This is a genomic window from Candidatus Marivariicella framensis (assembly GCF_982709265.1).
Genome location: NZ_CEXPNT010000007.1, coordinates 39,070 through 54,153 on the forward strand (window position 1 = coordinate 39,070; position 15,084 = coordinate 54,153).

The 15,084-nt window shown below is 28.4% G+C and carries 15 protein-coding genes and 1 other RNA gene; 6 read left to right on the top strand and 10 right to left on the bottom strand.

Going from position 1 to position 15,084, the window contains the following annotated elements; all coding sequences use genetic code 11:
- Window position 1 precedes the first annotated feature (1 nt).
- The 4 genes from AC34EU_RS03865 to AC34EU_RS03880 are packed head-to-tail and all read right to left on the bottom strand — an operon-like array spanning window position 2 to window position 4,022.
- On the bottom strand, window positions 2-1,360 hold the full coding sequence (locus AC34EU_RS03865; RefSeq protein WP_487533589.1) for an exonuclease domain-containing protein: 1,359 nt from the start codon (window positions 1,358-1,360) through the stop codon (window positions 2-4).
- Window positions 1,361-1,362: 2 nt separating this feature from the next.
- On the bottom strand, window positions 1,363-2,010 hold the full coding sequence (locus tag AC34EU_RS03870) for a YggS family pyridoxal phosphate-dependent enzyme (protein ID WP_487533588.1): 648 nt from the start codon (window positions 2,008-2,010) through the stop codon (window positions 1,363-1,365).
- Between the two features lie 18 nt (window positions 2,011-2,028).
- Window positions 2,029-3,057 carry a DUF1015 family protein gene (locus AC34EU_RS03875; RefSeq protein WP_489696070.1) on the bottom strand — a complete coding sequence of 343 codons (1,029 nt, stop codon included), beginning with the start codon at window positions 3,055-3,057 and terminating at the stop codon, window positions 2,029-2,031.
- Window positions 3,058-3,062: 5 nt separating this feature from the next.
- Window positions 3,063-4,022 (bottom strand): Gfo/Idh/MocA family oxidoreductase, encoded by a 960-nt coding sequence (locus tag AC34EU_RS03880; RefSeq protein WP_487533585.1) that lies wholly within the window; start codon window positions 4,020-4,022, stop codon window positions 3,063-3,065.
- Between the two features lie 69 nt (window positions 4,023-4,091).
- Here AC34EU_RS03880 and AC34EU_RS03885 point away from each other — a divergent pair, with 69 nt between their 5' ends.
- Complete coding sequence (locus AC34EU_RS03885; protein ID WP_487533584.1) at window positions 4,092-4,733, top strand: protein-L-isoaspartate(D-aspartate) O-methyltransferase; 642 nt, start codon at window positions 4,092-4,094, stop codon at window positions 4,731-4,733.
- Here the strand turns inward: AC34EU_RS03885 and AC34EU_RS03890 are convergent.
- Window positions 4,730-5,338: a low molecular weight phosphatase family protein gene (locus AC34EU_RS03890; protein ID WP_487533583.1), complete on the bottom strand. Its 609-nt coding sequence runs from the start codon at window positions 5,336-5,338 to the stop codon at window positions 4,730-4,732. The two genes, AC34EU_RS03885 and AC34EU_RS03890, sit on opposite strands and share 4 nt — an antisense overlap.
- Complete coding sequence (gene smpB / locus AC34EU_RS03895; RefSeq protein WP_487533582.1) at window positions 5,335-5,796, bottom strand: SsrA-binding protein SmpB; 462 nt, start codon at window positions 5,794-5,796, stop codon at window positions 5,335-5,337. Before smpB ends, AC34EU_RS03890 begins: the two co-directional genes overlap by 4 nt.
- Window positions 5,797-5,926: 130 nt before the next feature.
- Here smpB and glyA point away from each other — a divergent pair, with 130 nt between their 5' ends.
- Window positions 5,927-7,198 carry a serine hydroxymethyltransferase gene (gene glyA, locus AC34EU_RS03900; RefSeq protein WP_487533581.1) on the top strand — a complete coding sequence of 424 codons (1,272 nt, stop codon included), beginning with the start codon at window positions 5,927-5,929 and terminating at the stop codon, window positions 7,196-7,198.
- Here the strand turns inward: glyA and AC34EU_RS03905 are convergent.
- Together AC34EU_RS03905 and AC34EU_RS03910 are read right to left on the bottom strand one after the other, a co-directional pair.
- Complete coding sequence (locus AC34EU_RS03905; RefSeq protein ID WP_487533580.1) at window positions 7,184-7,597, bottom strand: acyl-CoA thioesterase; 414 nt, start codon at window positions 7,595-7,597, stop codon at window positions 7,184-7,186. The genes glyA and AC34EU_RS03905 overlap by 15 nt on opposite strands.
- Window positions 7,590-8,615 carry a glutaminyl-peptide cyclotransferase gene (locus tag AC34EU_RS03910; protein ID WP_487533578.1) on the bottom strand — a complete coding sequence of 342 codons (1,026 nt, stop codon included), beginning with the start codon at window positions 8,613-8,615 and terminating at the stop codon, window positions 7,590-7,592. The genes AC34EU_RS03905 and AC34EU_RS03910 overlap by 8 nt, the downstream gene beginning before the upstream one ends.
- Window positions 8,616-8,696: 81 nt before the next feature.
- Between AC34EU_RS03910 and ffs the strand changes: the two genes are divergently transcribed.
- The 3 genes from ffs (at window position 8,697) to fsa (ending at window position 10,271) form a co-directional block, all read left to right on the top strand.
- Window positions 8,697-8,796, top strand: an RNA gene (gene ffs / locus AC34EU_RS03915) — signal recognition particle sRNA small type.
- Window positions 8,797-8,802: 6 nt separating this feature from the next.
- Window positions 8,803-9,606, top strand: coding sequence for an SDR family oxidoreductase (locus AC34EU_RS03920; RefSeq protein WP_487533577.1), 804 nt, complete (start codon window positions 8,803-8,805; stop codon window positions 9,604-9,606).
- A gap of 11 nt (window positions 9,607-9,617) precedes the next feature.
- On the top strand, window positions 9,618-10,271 hold the full coding sequence (gene fsa, locus AC34EU_RS03925; RefSeq protein ID WP_487533575.1) for a fructose-6-phosphate aldolase: 654 nt from the start codon (window positions 9,618-9,620) through the stop codon (window positions 10,269-10,271).
- On the opposite strand, the gene AC34EU_RS03930 is transcribed toward fsa, so the two are convergent.
- On the bottom strand, window positions 10,268-11,665 hold the full coding sequence (locus AC34EU_RS03930) for a hypothetical protein (RefSeq protein ID WP_487533573.1): 1,398 nt from the start codon (window positions 11,663-11,665) through the stop codon (window positions 10,268-10,270). The two genes, fsa and AC34EU_RS03930, sit on opposite strands and share 4 nt — an antisense overlap.
- 72 nt (window positions 11,666-11,737) lie before the next feature.
- Between AC34EU_RS03930 and AC34EU_RS03935 the strand changes: the two genes are divergently transcribed.
- The gene (locus AC34EU_RS03935) at window positions 11,738-13,360 is read left to right on the top strand and encodes an ABC-F family ATP-binding cassette domain-containing protein (protein WP_487533572.1); all 1,623 of its coding nucleotides are present in this window, start codon (window positions 11,738-11,740) and stop codon (window positions 13,358-13,360) included.
- A gap of 6 nt (window positions 13,361-13,366) precedes the next feature.
- On the opposite strand, the gene AC34EU_RS03940 is transcribed toward AC34EU_RS03935, so the two are convergent.
- On the bottom strand, window positions 13,367-15,028 hold the full coding sequence (locus AC34EU_RS03940) for a sodium/sugar symporter (RefSeq protein WP_487533571.1): 1,662 nt from the start codon (window positions 15,026-15,028) through the stop codon (window positions 13,367-13,369).
- Window positions 15,029-15,084: the final 56 nt, after the last annotated feature.

Below are 15,084 nucleotides of genomic sequence, written 5' to 3' on the forward strand. Positions count from 1 at the left end.
GTTACAATTGAATTATTTCTTTAAACTTTTTTAGCGTCATATAATTATATACTATTGAGAAAACATCTTGATTATGATCTATTTTAACAAGTCTATTTCTAATTCTATCCAAAGATTTGATTTGATTATTTAGTTCATAATATCCAAAACCTTTAATTAAATAATTTTCAATTAAAACAAAACTTTTTTCATTAATACTTCTTCCTTTGTCAATCATTATAAATGTAGGAAAAGTAAATTTTAAATTCTTAAAAAGATTTTTCATTCTTTTATTGTATGACTTTGAACCTTCTTTAGAACAACAAGCTCCTTTACATAATTTAATATCATATTGATTACATACACTCTTATTATTTGACAAAGAGGTTAGGTTTTGGCATAGGTTATAATCATTTATCCATAGATTTAATTTATTCAATGCATTAATTTTATTATTGAAAACAAATAAATATTGTTGTTTGTTTTTTATTTGTTCAACTTTTAAATTATCATAACCATTTGTGTCCTTAATCAATCTAATACCTATGGGAAACAATTGATATTTATATATCAAATTTAATTTAGGTTGATTTTCTTTTATTTCTTGCTGTTCCTTTAGTAAAGCCAGTAATTCATTTCCAGTTTGATCATAACTAATTTTATCAATTTGATTTTGAATTTTAATTGCTTTTGATCCTAAAGAAGTTAAATGTGTATTTACTCTTTTTTTTAAATTCTTGCTTTTTCCAATATAAATTATAGAATCTTTATCGTATATGTAATAAACTCCTATTTCACTTGGTATTTGATCAATAATCTTTATGTATTTAGATTTAATATTTGGTTGGTGAAGTCCTTTAATATAGCTGTTTAAAATAATCTTCTTTTTGTCCTTTTGAATTAACAACTCAAATAGTTTTACTGTAGCAAGAGCGTCTCCTTGAGCTCTGTGTCGATCGCTAATTGGTATTCCCAGGTTTCTTACTAATCTTCCTAGCTTATATGATTCTAATCCTGGAATCAGTTCTTTCGACAATTGAACAGTACACAATGATTTTCTTTTAAAATCATAACCCAAGCGTTTAAACTCTGTTCTTAGTATTCTGTAATCAAATTCTGCATTATGAGCAACTAGTATACAACCATCAGTAATTTCAATTATTCTCTTAGCTATTTCAAAGAATTTAGGTGAATTTTTTAGCATTTTATCTGTAATTCCAGTTAAACCTACTACAAAGGGTTGAATAGGTCTATCAGGTTTAACAAGTGAAATAAATTGATCAATGACTTGATTCTGATCAAATCTATATATTGCTATTTCCGTAATAGCCTCCTCGTTAAATTTACCACCAGTAGTTTCAATATCGACGATTGCGTACATTTCTAATTTCTTTCCCCAAAAATTTTGCTTCCTACCCTAATCATTGTGGAACCGATAATAATTGCACTTTTATAATCTCCACTCATACCCATTGATAAAACATCAAACTTCTTATTGTTTAGTTTTAATACATCAAATTTTGATTTTAACGACTTAAACTCAGACTCAATCAATGAACTGTCATTTGTAAAAGTTGCCATACCCATCAAACCTTTAATCTGTATATTTTCTAATGATTGTAATTTTTTAAAGACTAAATCTAATTCGATAACATTAAATCCTTGCTTGGTCTCTTCTTTTGCAATATGAACCTGAAGTAAACAGTTGATTGTTCTATCATTTTTTTTGGCTTGTTTATTAATTTCAATGAGTAGCTTTAGACTATCTACTCCGTGAATTAACGAAACAAATGGAGCCATATATTTAACTTTATTTCTTTGAACATGACCAATCATATGCCATTCGATATCTTTAGGTAATGTTTCCCATTTCAACACCATTTCTTGGACTTTATTCTCTCCAAAAACTCTATGACCAGAATTATAAGCTTCCATTATTAATTTATTTGATTTTGTTTTAGATACAGCAACTAAAACAACAGATTCTGGTATTCTTGATTTAATTAAACTTAAGTTTTCTTTAATTTTCATATGTAGGTTTGTAAACAATTACACTAATTCAGATATGGTTAAACCTGTAAGCATCTTTGGCTCTAAAAATGTTGATTTTTGAGGAAAAATTTCTTGTTTATTTATTGAATCAATTATTTGATTGAAAGTTAGGGTTGGAAAATTAAAAACTATACCATTTGAATAATTATATTTTTTATTTCCTACTGTGTAATAACGTTTAATCTTATCACCAGATTTGATAATCCATTTTTCAAGGTTAATGATTGATAAATTTTTCAGATCAGATTTATTAAAGACGTAATATTCATTCTTATACATTGCCCAAAATAGTTGATTATCAGGCTTGAATGCAGTTTTTTTTAGATTACAGATTGAATTAATAAGGTGTCTTGAAGGATCTATAACGTGCCATGTGAATTTATCAGATTTAACATCTTTAATATCAGTTAAAAAGGTTAATAGTTGATGCTCTTTTTGATACTCTTTAGAGAATGACTTAAAAGATGAAGTTCTATGGTGTCCATCCACAATATAAAATTTAGAAAATTTATTTATTGAGTCATTTAACTCGAAATATCTAATTGAATAATTAATATTTTTATAATTAAAATCTATAATAGGTTTATTTAGAATTGATGATTTAATTAAACTATTAATTTCTTTTGAAAAACTTGTTCCAAACACAACAGGTTCAGCTTGAATTTTTACTATATCTAGATAGTTTTGTAATTTTTTCACTTTTTTCTTAAAAACTTTTTCATGTGGAATAACTAATTCTTTATTTAGTGTTTTAGAACTAACACCACATATTATACCTCTATAAAAGGAATTATTTGTTTGAATATCTAACAACAAGAATTTATTTAAATGACAATTATAATTTAAACACGCTAAGTTCCAACTGGATCGAATTTCAGAAAGATTATCTTTTTTTATAATATTAAAAAAATTTTCAGGTTTTAACTTACTTTGATTGTGACTATGAGAATCTATGTCTCTTGAATCAAATACCTGGTTTTCAGGAAATTTTGGTAATAATATATTGAGTTTATTTATTTTGAACATTATGTTTAATATGAATCCATAATTTTTTGGGCAGTATTTAGTGCTAAACACCCATCATTTAAATCTACTATTGGCTTTTGTTTATTATTTATTGAGTTAGCAAAAGACTCTAATTCATTAAGAATAGCATTTGATTGTTCAATCTCTGGCTTTTCAAAATACAGTTGTCTTTTAACTCCTTCAGCATTTTCAAGAATCATTGCCAAATCATCAGTTTTATATTGAGCATCCTTCATTTTAACAATTTCAGTCTGTTTCTTTAAAAAATCTATTGAGATATAAGCATCCTTTTGAAAAAATCTACTTTTTCTCATATTTTTCATAGAAATTCTGCTTGCTGTTAAGTTAGCAAAACATCCATTTTCAAATTCAATTCTTGCATTTGCAATATCAGGTGTGTTACTAATAACTTTTACTCCTGAAGCATTGATTGATTTTATTGGAGATCTTACTAAACTTAGAATTATATCAATATCATGTATCATTAAATCTAATACTACAGGAACATCAGTTCCTCTTGGATTAAACTCAGCAAGTCTGTGAGTTTCTATAAACATAGGTTTAGTAATATGCGATTTAGCAGCGATGAAAGCAGGATTAAACCTCTCAACATGTCCAACTTGTCCATACAAACCATTTAACTTAGAAAGATTAATTAGTTCTTTAGCTTCCTTTACAGATTTCGTAATTGGTTTTTCAATAAATACATGACAATTATTTGACAAAGCTAATATTGCAATTTTATGATGAAATGGAGTAGGAGTGACTATATCTATAACATCACACTTAGATATTAAATTTTCAGCAGATTCAAAAAATTTATAATCAAAATTTTCAGAAACTTTTTTTGCATTAGACAAGTTTGAATCATAAAAACCAATAAGATTATATTGTTTTGATTGACTTAAAAGTTTTAAATGAATTTTACCTAGATGACCTGCTCCAAAAACTCCAATGTTTAGCATTTTTATTTTTTTTTAAAAATACAACTCTTCTTGAATTATTTCGCACTGTCTTAATTACTTTTGTTAAGTATGTTAGATAATAGTAAAAATCAAGGTTTAAGAAATCAATTAGTTGAATTACTTAAAACAAAAGGGATTAAAGACTTAAACGTACTTAAAGCGATTAGTGATATTCCAAGGCAATGGTTTATGGAATCTGGTCTTGATGGTTTTGCATATGAAGATAAAGCTTATCCAATAGGTGAGGAGCAAACCATTTCTCAGCCATATACTGTTGCTTATCAAACAGAATTATTAAAGATTAAAAAAGGTGACAAGGTCTTAGAGATTGGAACTGGTTCAGGTTATCAAACATGTGTCTTGATTGAATTAGGATGTAAAGTGTTCAGTGTTGAAAGACAAAGAGTGTTATTTAAAAAATCTAATTTATTATTTAGAAAACTAAAATGGAAGCCGAAAAAATTAGTCTTTGGAGACGGATATAAAGGTTTAAAAGAAAATGCACCATACGCAGGAATAATAGTAACTGCTGGTGCTTCCTCAGTCCCTCATGACCTTCTTGATCAATTATGCTTAGGTGGACACTTAGTAATACCAGTTGGAAAAGAAGAACAGATTATGACTAGATATACCCGTGTTTCTAAGAGTAAATTTAATAAAGAGACTTTTGGAAGTTTTAGGTTTGTTCCTCTTTTAAAAAACAAAAATTAAATATTTATGTATAAATATTTAATAGAAGTTGCAATTTCTATATTAGTTTTATTGTAATAAAACATTTCTTCGTCTGAGCCATCGTAGAATTTAGGATCATCAAATGGCATTGAGATATTTTTTGATGCCCCTGCCACAAAAGGACAATTTTTATCTGCACTAGAACAATTCATTATTGCAATAAAATCTGATTTTGGATTTAAATCGCAGTTAAACAATTTTGAGTAAACAGCAACTTTTTTCTTTGATTCTCCAAAATCAATTGAGTAGGTAGGATTTGGTTTTTTATTATTTTTTAAAACATTAAAACCCGTTTTACTTAATGAAGTTAAAACACCATCATATACTTCAGTAATTTCAGTTCCACCAGAAAATGAAGAAATATTTTTATAATCATAATAATAAGCTAATGTTTCACTCCAAATTTGAGAAAACTGACTTCTTCTTGAATTATGTGTACATATAAAATTCAATTGTACTGATATAGATTTATTCAAGTTAATTCTTACTTCCCGAATTAGAAGATCTAATATTTTTAATCTAGAGGTAGAAATTTTTGAAGTATTTAATTTTAAAATAAAATTTAAAATCTTATTATTTATCATTTTTTAAATGATTTTTTAATTCTTTCAAGCTTTCTTTTATTATCTCTGTCTTTTATATTTTCTCGTTTATCATAAAGTTTTTTACCTCTTGCCAAAGCGATTCGAATTTTGGCAAAACCTTTTTCATTTATAAATAATTTTAAGGGAACTATTGTTAACCCCGAGTTCTTAACCTCTTTACTTAGTTTTTTTAATTCTTTTTTGTTTAATAATAATTTTCTGCTTTGTTTAGGTTTATGATTATGTGTTGTTCCATAATTATATTCCTCAATTGACATATTAATTACATAAAGCTCATTCTTGTCGTTAAACTCACAAAAACTGTCAGTAATTGTTGCTTTACTATTTCTAATTGACTTAATTTCAGTACCTGTTAAAACTATTCCAGCATTAAACTGATCAAGCAGTTCATACTCAAATCGTGCTCTTTTATTTTGTATGTTAATATTCTTAATCACTTTGCAAATATACGATATCAATTTATAGATTTAAATGTTTATTGAATGTGAACAACTTCGTTTATATTTTTTTTAATGATTACAAACAACATTTAATAATCTTTAAATTTGTATTATTAAAAATATAAACATGAAGGACTCACAAATTTTTAATCTTATTAATGATGAAAACAATAGACAGTTAAATGGGATTGAGCTTATAGCATCAGAAAATTTTACTAGTCCTGAAGTTATGAGGGCAACTGGATCAGTTCTAACAAACAAGTATGCTGAAGGGTATCCTGGTAAGAGGTATTATGGTGGGTGTGAAGTTGTAGATCAAGTTGAAGCTATAGCTATTGATAGGGCTAAAAAACTTTATGGTGCAGAATATGCAAATGTTCAGCCTCACTCTGGTTCTCAAGCTAATACAGCTGTTTTTCACGCATTTTTAGATCCAGGTGATAAAATATTAGGCTTTGATTTATCTCATGGCGGCCATTTAACTCACGGGTCACCAGTTAATTTTTCAGGAAAACTATATAATGCTAATTTTTATGGAGTAGATCAAGAAAATGGAATACTTGATTATGATAATATTGAAAAAATAGCAGTTAATATAAAACCAAAAATGATTATTGCTGGTGCTTCTGCTTATTCCCGTGATATTGATTTTAAACGTTTTAGATCTATAGCAGATAAAGTGGACTGTTTTTTATTAGCAGATATTTCTCACCCTTCAGGAATGATTGCATCTGGGCTTCTTAATGATCCCATGCCACATTGCCATGTTGTAACAACAACAACTCACAAAACTCTAAGAGGCCCTAGAGGTGGACTTATTTTAATGGGTAAAGATTTTGATAATCCATTTGGTGAAAAGTTAAGAAATGGATATTTAAAAAAAATGTCTAATTTATTAAATATGGCAGTTTTTCCAGGCAATCAAGGTGGTCCATTGATGCATGTTATTGCCGGTAAAGCTGTTGCTTTTAAGGAAGCTCTTTCACCTTTATTTAAAGATTATCAAAAAAGAGTAATAGCCAATGCAAGTGTTATGGCTAAAGCTTTTATCGATTTAAATTATAATATTATTTCAAATGGGACAGATAATCATTTAATGCTAATTGATTTAAGAAATAAAAATATTACGGGAAAGGATGCAGAGAAAGCATTAGTTAAGGCAGGAATAACTGTAAATAAGAATATGGTTCCATTTGACGACAAATCTCCATTTGTCACTTCAGGAATTAGAATTGGCACTTCTGCAATTACTACTAGAGGTTTTAAGACCAATAAGATGTCTGTCATTGTTGAATTAATTGATCATGTTATAAGAAATCATGAAAACAATTTAGAATTAGACAATGTAGCCTTTAAAGTAAATTCTTTAATGAAAGGAAGAAAATTATTTAACTTTTAAATTTAATGGAATAAATAGTTTTATAATTTCATTAGGTATAGTTGATGTTTTTCTCTCATTTAAATTTATCATATAACACCATTTAGTGCAAACTTTGACTAAAAGTTTATTATTTTTCTTATTGTGAAATTCTACAATTCTATCAGAAAGAGGCCCACGTGCATTATCTATATATGTAGTAATCTCGATAGTATCTCCTAAAAAACTTCCCAATCTATAACTAATATCATGATGTCTGACAACCCATACTCCAGGCGGTTGTTTTAAATCTTTAATTAAAAAAGCCCAGTGAGATTTTGCTATTTCCTGAGCCCAATATAAATATTGAACATTATTCACATGATTAAGATCATCAAGATGTTTCTTTAAAACGATGATTTCTTGAGTGAATTTAATCATTGGATTTATAAATTTTAACCTCGAAAAGGTTGCTCCAATTTTTTCCAGTTACAAAAAAAGATTTTAATTTCTTATTGTATGCAATTCCGTTTAACACATTCAAAGACTCTGTTTGTTCTACTTTTTCTTTTAACCCACTAAAATCTATAACACCTTCAACCATACCAGAAATGGGATTAATAATTAAAACTACCTCTTTATCAAATTGGTATGTATTTGCATATATTTTTCCTTCAGCCCATTCAAGTTCATTTATTTTATTTACAGCTTTGTTATTTGTCATTACCTCTATATATCCAATTTCAGATAGTTTTTTAGAATCTAAAATCCAAATTTTATTTGTTCCATCTGATTTGTAAAATTTAAATCCGTCGTTACATAAACCCCAGCCTTCAATACTTTTGTTGTATGAAAATGACCCTTCAACTTTTGAAAGATTTTTATCATATATGAACCCAATATTTTCTTGCCATGTCAACTGATATACTTTATTGTTTAATAATGAAAGGCCTTCACCAAAATAATTTTTATTTAATTTTTTTTCATTAATCACTAGTCCACTTTTATAATTGATTGACCTAACTTTTGATTGACCTTTTAGTCCTGTACTTTCATACAAAGTATCTCCACTAAACTCTAAACCCTGAGTATATGAAGTTTTATCATGGGGATAAGAGTTGATTATTTTGTATGAGTATAAATCAGGTGAATCACTTGCATACACTATAAATTCTTTATTTAAAAGTATTTTTTTTCCATTAATATTTAACTCAGCTCTAACCTCGTGTTTGCCTAATTTAAGTTTAGATAATATATAAGGAGGTTCAACTTTAATTTCATCAATATAAATGGTACTATTGAAAACTTCTTTTAATTTACTAGATATAATTTCAATTTCAAGGGTGTCATTTGGTTTAAATTCTAATGAATTTGTTTTGATTTTAAAGGCTGAAGAGTGTTGAGTGCTACAACTCATTAACAGAAAAGATATAATTATTGTTTTTAATAATTGTTTCATATTAAATATTTAATACGAAGTTAAATAAAATTAAATTTTAAAGCTCATTGTTGACATTAATGTAAATGTTATATTTGTAATGGGCAAGTCCTGCACAACCAGCTCCTGTCGAACCCCCCCAGGGTGGGAACACAGCAAGGGTAGACAGTTGAAGCGGTGTGATGTAGATCGCTTGCCCTTTTTTAATATGGCTAAAGTTGTTTTAATTACAGGAGCTTCCTCTGGACTAGGTAAAGCTACAGCAGAATATCTTTCGGGTAAGGGTTACTTAGTATATGGGACCAGCAGATTTCCAGTTAAATATAAAACTCCAAACAATTATTATTTACTATCTCTTAACATAAATGATGAAGTATCAATTATTAAATTAGTTAAAGAAATTCTCATTAAAGAAAAAAGAATTGATATTTTAATTAATAATGCCGGAGTTGGAATTACTGGTCCTGCAGAAGAAACCAACATTAAAGCAATGCAAGATAACTTTAATACAAATTTTTTTGGTCCAATAAAATTAATGCAAGAAGTTCTTCCTTCAATGAGACGTAATGAAAGTGGTTTGATTATTAATATTACTTCAATAGCAGCATATATGGGTTTACCATTTAGAGGTTGTTATTCTGCATCAAAAGCTGCAATGGAAATATTTACAGAATCAATTAGAATGGAAGTACAAAGATTTGGTATTAATGTATCAACACTAGCTCCCGGTGAATATTCTACAAACATAGCAACAAGAAGATACCATTCTCCTGTTAATAAAGGAGCATACGAGAAGATATACAAAGAAAATTTAAATAAAATGAATGATCATGTAAATAGTGGAAGTGATCCAAATGAAGTAGCCAAGAATGTTTTTAAAATCATAAAAACAAAATCTCCAAATGTTCACTATAAAGTAGGGCCATGGCTTCAAAAATTTTCTATCTTTTTAAAAAAAATATTACCTGATTTTTTATACGAAAAAATCTTAATTAAATTTTACAATCTATAAACAAACTTATTATGAAATTTTTTATTGACACTGCAAATCTTGAACAAATCAAGCAAGCTGAAGACCTTGGAGTTCTTGATGGAGTTACTACAAATCCCTCTTTAATGGCTAAAGAAGGAATCACTGGACAGGAAAACATTTTAAAACATTATGTCAATATATGTAATTCTGTTAGTGGTGATGTTTCTGCTGAAGTAATTGCAGTTGATTTTGAGGGAATAGTAAAGGAAGGAGAAGCACTTGCCGAACTTCATCCACAAATTGTTGTTAAAGTCCCTATGATTCCCGAAGGTATTAAAGCTATAAGATATTTTTCTAATAAAGGAATTAAAACAAACTGTACTCTAATTTTCTCTTCTGGCCAAGCTTTGCTTGCTGCCAAGGCTGGAGCAACTTATGTTTCACCATTTATAGGACGACTTGATGATATATCACAAGATGGTATATTTCTTATTGAGGAAATTAGACATATTTATGACAATTATGCTTTTGAAACAGAAATATTAGCAGCATCAGTTCGTCATCCAATGCATATAATCAATTGCGCTAAAGTAGGGGCTGATGTTATGACTGGTCCTTTAAGTGCAATAATAGCTTTATCTAAACATCCACTTACTGATTCTGGTTTAGAAAAATTTTTGGCTGATCATAAAAAAGGAAATTAAAGTTCATTTGCAAAACTTGAATCAAAAACATTTGCAAATCCATTAATTATTTTTCCATTATTATCTATGACAATTGCTTTGTTTAAAAGTGTTATTATCCATTTTTTACTAGCATTTTTAAAATTAATTATAGCAAACTGATCATCAACATTTTGCTTCAATATTTCATTAACCTCTAATGCCATTTGATTAAATGGTTGAATTGATATTCCCACGTAACGATATTCAGGTTTATCAATTTTTATTTCTTCTATTATTCTCAATGTTTCTCTGTAATGATTCATTTGTGATTGAGACCAAAAATAAATCACAGTTGACTTATTATTAAAGAGAATATTACTACTAACAGTATCAAGTTGTGAATTTTGAATTGGTATCTCAGGCAGAGATGAGCCTGTATACATTTTTTTAATATCATTGTGAAGATTTAAAACTTCACCTAAAAATTTAGTATTTGAATTAACAGCAAAATAATATTGTAAAAAATTGTCATGTTCAGAATGATTATCAAAGTTTAAAATTTCATCATAAGCTATTGCTCTAGCCAAATTATTTTTCAACTCTCTTCCTTTAATTTTGTTTTCTAAAACCTGTAACCTCTTTATATTAAAAAAAGTTTTTTGTTTTATTTGAAAATAATAATTTGAGCTATCTAGTGATTTTTCGTTTAAAAAATTAAGAGCATAATCAATATATGGATCAAAGAAAGCTAAATCAGTTTCTTCAAGATTTAAAAATTGTCTGTAGTTAAAATACACACTGTCTTTAGAAGTATTCCAATTAGTTCCTCTCAAAAGAGCATAACGTTCTCTTCTTGTTCCATATGGGTATACATATGATGCCATCGTCACTTTTTGAGCAAACTGTGTTAGTTTGTTGATTGAATCCATCAATTTCCACTGATTCTTTTTTTGAAGTACTAATGAATCAATAATTTTAGAAAATAAATTGCTTTCTAGAGAATATTTTGATGAAAGAAAATTATTTTCATTTTCTATATTAATCTCCATATCCATTAAAAAATTATTTTTACTTGATCCCCTTCCACTAAAAACAATAGACTGCTTGAATTCTGCTGCATTAGCTCTTACCCATAAACTATCACCAGGCTCTAAAAAAATAGTTTGATATTCGGGAATATGTTCTAGTTTATAAATTCCAGGAGTTAAATTATTAAAACTCTTTTTAAATCTATTCTTTGAATCTAAAAGCAAACAGTCAATTGTTGTGTTATTCTTATGAAGAATAAGGTAATTTGATGTTGGATTTATAATTTGACCACCAAAAAATATTGAATTATCATTTACTTTTTCTTTACATGAATTTAAAAAAAGAAACACAATACCTAAAAAACAAATTTTAAAATATTTCACTAGAAAATTAATTTTTGACATAATTAAATTCAATTTATAAAATTTATAGCTTTCCTCTAATGGATTTACTTATTTTTGCCAAAAATATTTTTTATGCTTTCAGTAAATAACCTTTCAGTTCAATATGGAAAAAGAATTCTGTTTGACGAAGTTAATATAACTTTCTCAGCAGGGAGTTGTTATGGGATTATTGGTGCAAATGGTTCAGGTAAATCAACTTTATTAAATATATTATCGGGCAATCAAGATGCAAATTCAGGAAGTGTAAATCTGGAACAAGGTAAACGTCTTTCAGTTTTGGAACAAAATCATAATTCACATGACGAAAGTCAAGTCTTAGAAACTGTTTTAAGAGGTGATAAAAACTTATTCTCTATAAAAAGTGAAATGGAAAAAATTTATTTAAATGATAATTTCTCAGATTCCGATGGTGAAAGAGTGGGAGAGTTACAAATTATATATGAAGAAATGGATGGATGGAATGCTGAAAGTAATGCTGCAGCTTTACTTTCTAATTTAGAAATATCAGAATCTCTTCATTCTACTAAAATGAGAGACCTTGACGGTAAACAAAAGGTAAGAGTTTTGTTGGCCCAGGCATTATTTGGTAACCCAGATGTTTTAATTATGGATGAACCTACCAATGATTTAGATTATGACACAATAAATTGGCTTGAAAACTTTTTAAGCAATTATGATAATACTGTTATAGTTGTATCTCATGATCGTCATTTTCTTGATTCCGTATGTACTCATATTTCAGATATCGATTTTGGTAAAATAAATCACTTTTCTGGAAATTACAGTTTTTGGTATGAATCTTCTCAATTAGCAGCAAGACAAAAGGCTCAGTCTAATAAAAAAGCAGAAGAAAAAAAGAAAGAATTACAGGAGTTTATATCAAGATTTTCAGCAAATGTCGCTAAGTCTAAACAAGCAACATCAAGAAAAAAAATGATTGATAAATTAAATATAGAAGAAATAAAACCATCTAGTAGAAGATATCCTGGTATCTTTTTTGAACAAGATAGAGAGGCAGGAAATCAAATATTAAATATAGAAAATCTTTCTTTTAAGATAGATGAAGAAGTTCTATTTAGTGATATAAATTTAAATTTAACAAAGCTTGACAAAGTTATTGTTTATAGCAAAGATTCTAGAGCTGTTAGTAGTTTTTTTAAAATTTTAAATAAAGAATTAATGCCTGATTCTGGAAGTTTTGATTGGGGAATAACAACCACTCAAGCATATTTACCAATAGATAATGACTACTTATTTAATATATCACTTTCATTAGTTGATTGGTTAAGGCAGTGGACTGAGGTTGAAGAAGAAAGAGAGGAGGTTTATTTAAGAGGTTTTTTAGGGAAAATGTTATTCAGTGGAGAAGAAGCTTTAAAAGGATCAAATGTTTTATCTGGAGGCGAAAAAGTGAGATGCATGTTATCTAAGATGATGATGAGTCGTTCTAATGTTTTAATTTTAGATGAACCTACTAACCATCTAGATCTTGAGTCAATAACTGCCTTCAATAATGCTTTAAAAAAATATAAGGGTACTTTGCTTTGTTCAACACAAGATCATTTATTTGCACAATCTCTAGGAAATAGAATTATTGAACTCACTCCAAAAGGCATACTAGATAGACACCTTACTTTTGATGAATATATGACAGATCCAAAAATCAAGGATTTAAGACTTAAAATGTACTCTTAGTAAAGCTTACCAAAAAAAACTATAAAGTCCAGTTAATATTATCATTAATGCAAAAGATCCAATATTAAAAGTTGAACTAGTATTGAAAATACCCGGTTCAAGTTTAATTCCTTTGGAGTCGTCTTTTTCTTTATTTTCATAATAACTAACTATTGCTATAACAATCATTGTTAAAATTGCAGTAACAGCCATTTGATCTATAAATGGAAGGGTAGGAGCAATATTATTTAATAGAGTATCAGTAAACCAGCCCTTTGGTCCAATTTTTAAAAACATTGCTATTGGTATAGAAAATAGGGCTCCAAATATCGCACCTTTGTTAGAAGTTTTCTTCCAAAATAATCCAAGGATAAAAACTGCTAGAATTCCAGGACTTACAACTCCAGTATACTCTTGAATAAATTGAAAGGCTTGAGGAATTCCTCCTAAAAAAGGAGCCATTATTGTAGCAATAATAAGTGCAACCGCAGCAGAAGCTCTACCTACATTAACTGTTTTTGATTCATTTGCATTTTTATTAAAAAAAGGTTTATAGATATCCAATGTAAAAATTGTTGCTGTAGAATTTAACATTGAAGCTAAAGAAGACACAATTGCAGCCGCAAGTGCCGCAACAGCAATTCCTTTTAACCCAGTCGGTAAAAATTGCATTAACCATGGATAAGCTTTATCTGCTGCCCCTTCAGTAGGCATGTTTGCAAGACCAGTTTCTCCCAATGTTGATAAAAGTGTAGGATCATTTACAATTACATATGCAGCAATACCTGGTATTACAATTATTAATGGAAGAATCATTTTCAAACAAGCTGCAAACAAAATACCTTTTTGAGATTCTTTTAAAGATTTAGCGGCTAATGTTCGTTGTATTATATACTGATTGAATCCCCAATAATATAAATTAGCAACCCACATTCCGCCAATTAAAACACCAATTCCAGGTAAATTCATATATTCTGGATTACTTCTTTCTAGAATCATATCAAATTTATCAGGTACAACTTCATATAATTTATATAAACCATTGAACATTCCTTCACCTCCTGAAACTGTATTTAAAGCTAAGTAAGAAGTTATTAATCCACCTATAACTAATACAATCACTTGGATTATATCAGTCCAAGCAACTGCAGATAAACCTCCATAAAGCGAATATGCAGCGGCAAAAAGTGCTAACCCAAGAACTCCTTCAATTAATTCAATACCTAAAATTGTTTCTAATGCTAGCCCTCCTAAATACAGGACAGAAGTAAGATTAACAAATACATACAATCCAATCCAGAAAATTGCTAAAATTGTCTTCAATTGACTGGAGAATCTTTTTTCAACAAATTCAGGAATAGTGTAAATTTGTTTTTCAATGAAAATAGGCAGGAAGTACTTCCCAACAATAATTAACGTTATGGCTGCCATCCATTCGTAAGAAGCGATTGCAAGTCCGACTGCAAAACCTGAACCAGACATTCCAATAAATTGTTCCGCTGAAATATTTGCAGCAATTAAGGACGCTCCAATAGCCCACCAAGGAAGTGATTTACTAGCTAAAAAATAATCTTCAGCACTTTTAGTTTCTCCTTTTTTATCTCTGGAAACCCATAAGCCAACACTAAGAATCACAACTCCATATAAAGCAAAAACGATATAGTCTAATGTTTCAAAATTTGTATTCATATTATAGTATTAATTTCAGGTTCAGACTTTAGTTTTTTATATAGCACTTTAAAATC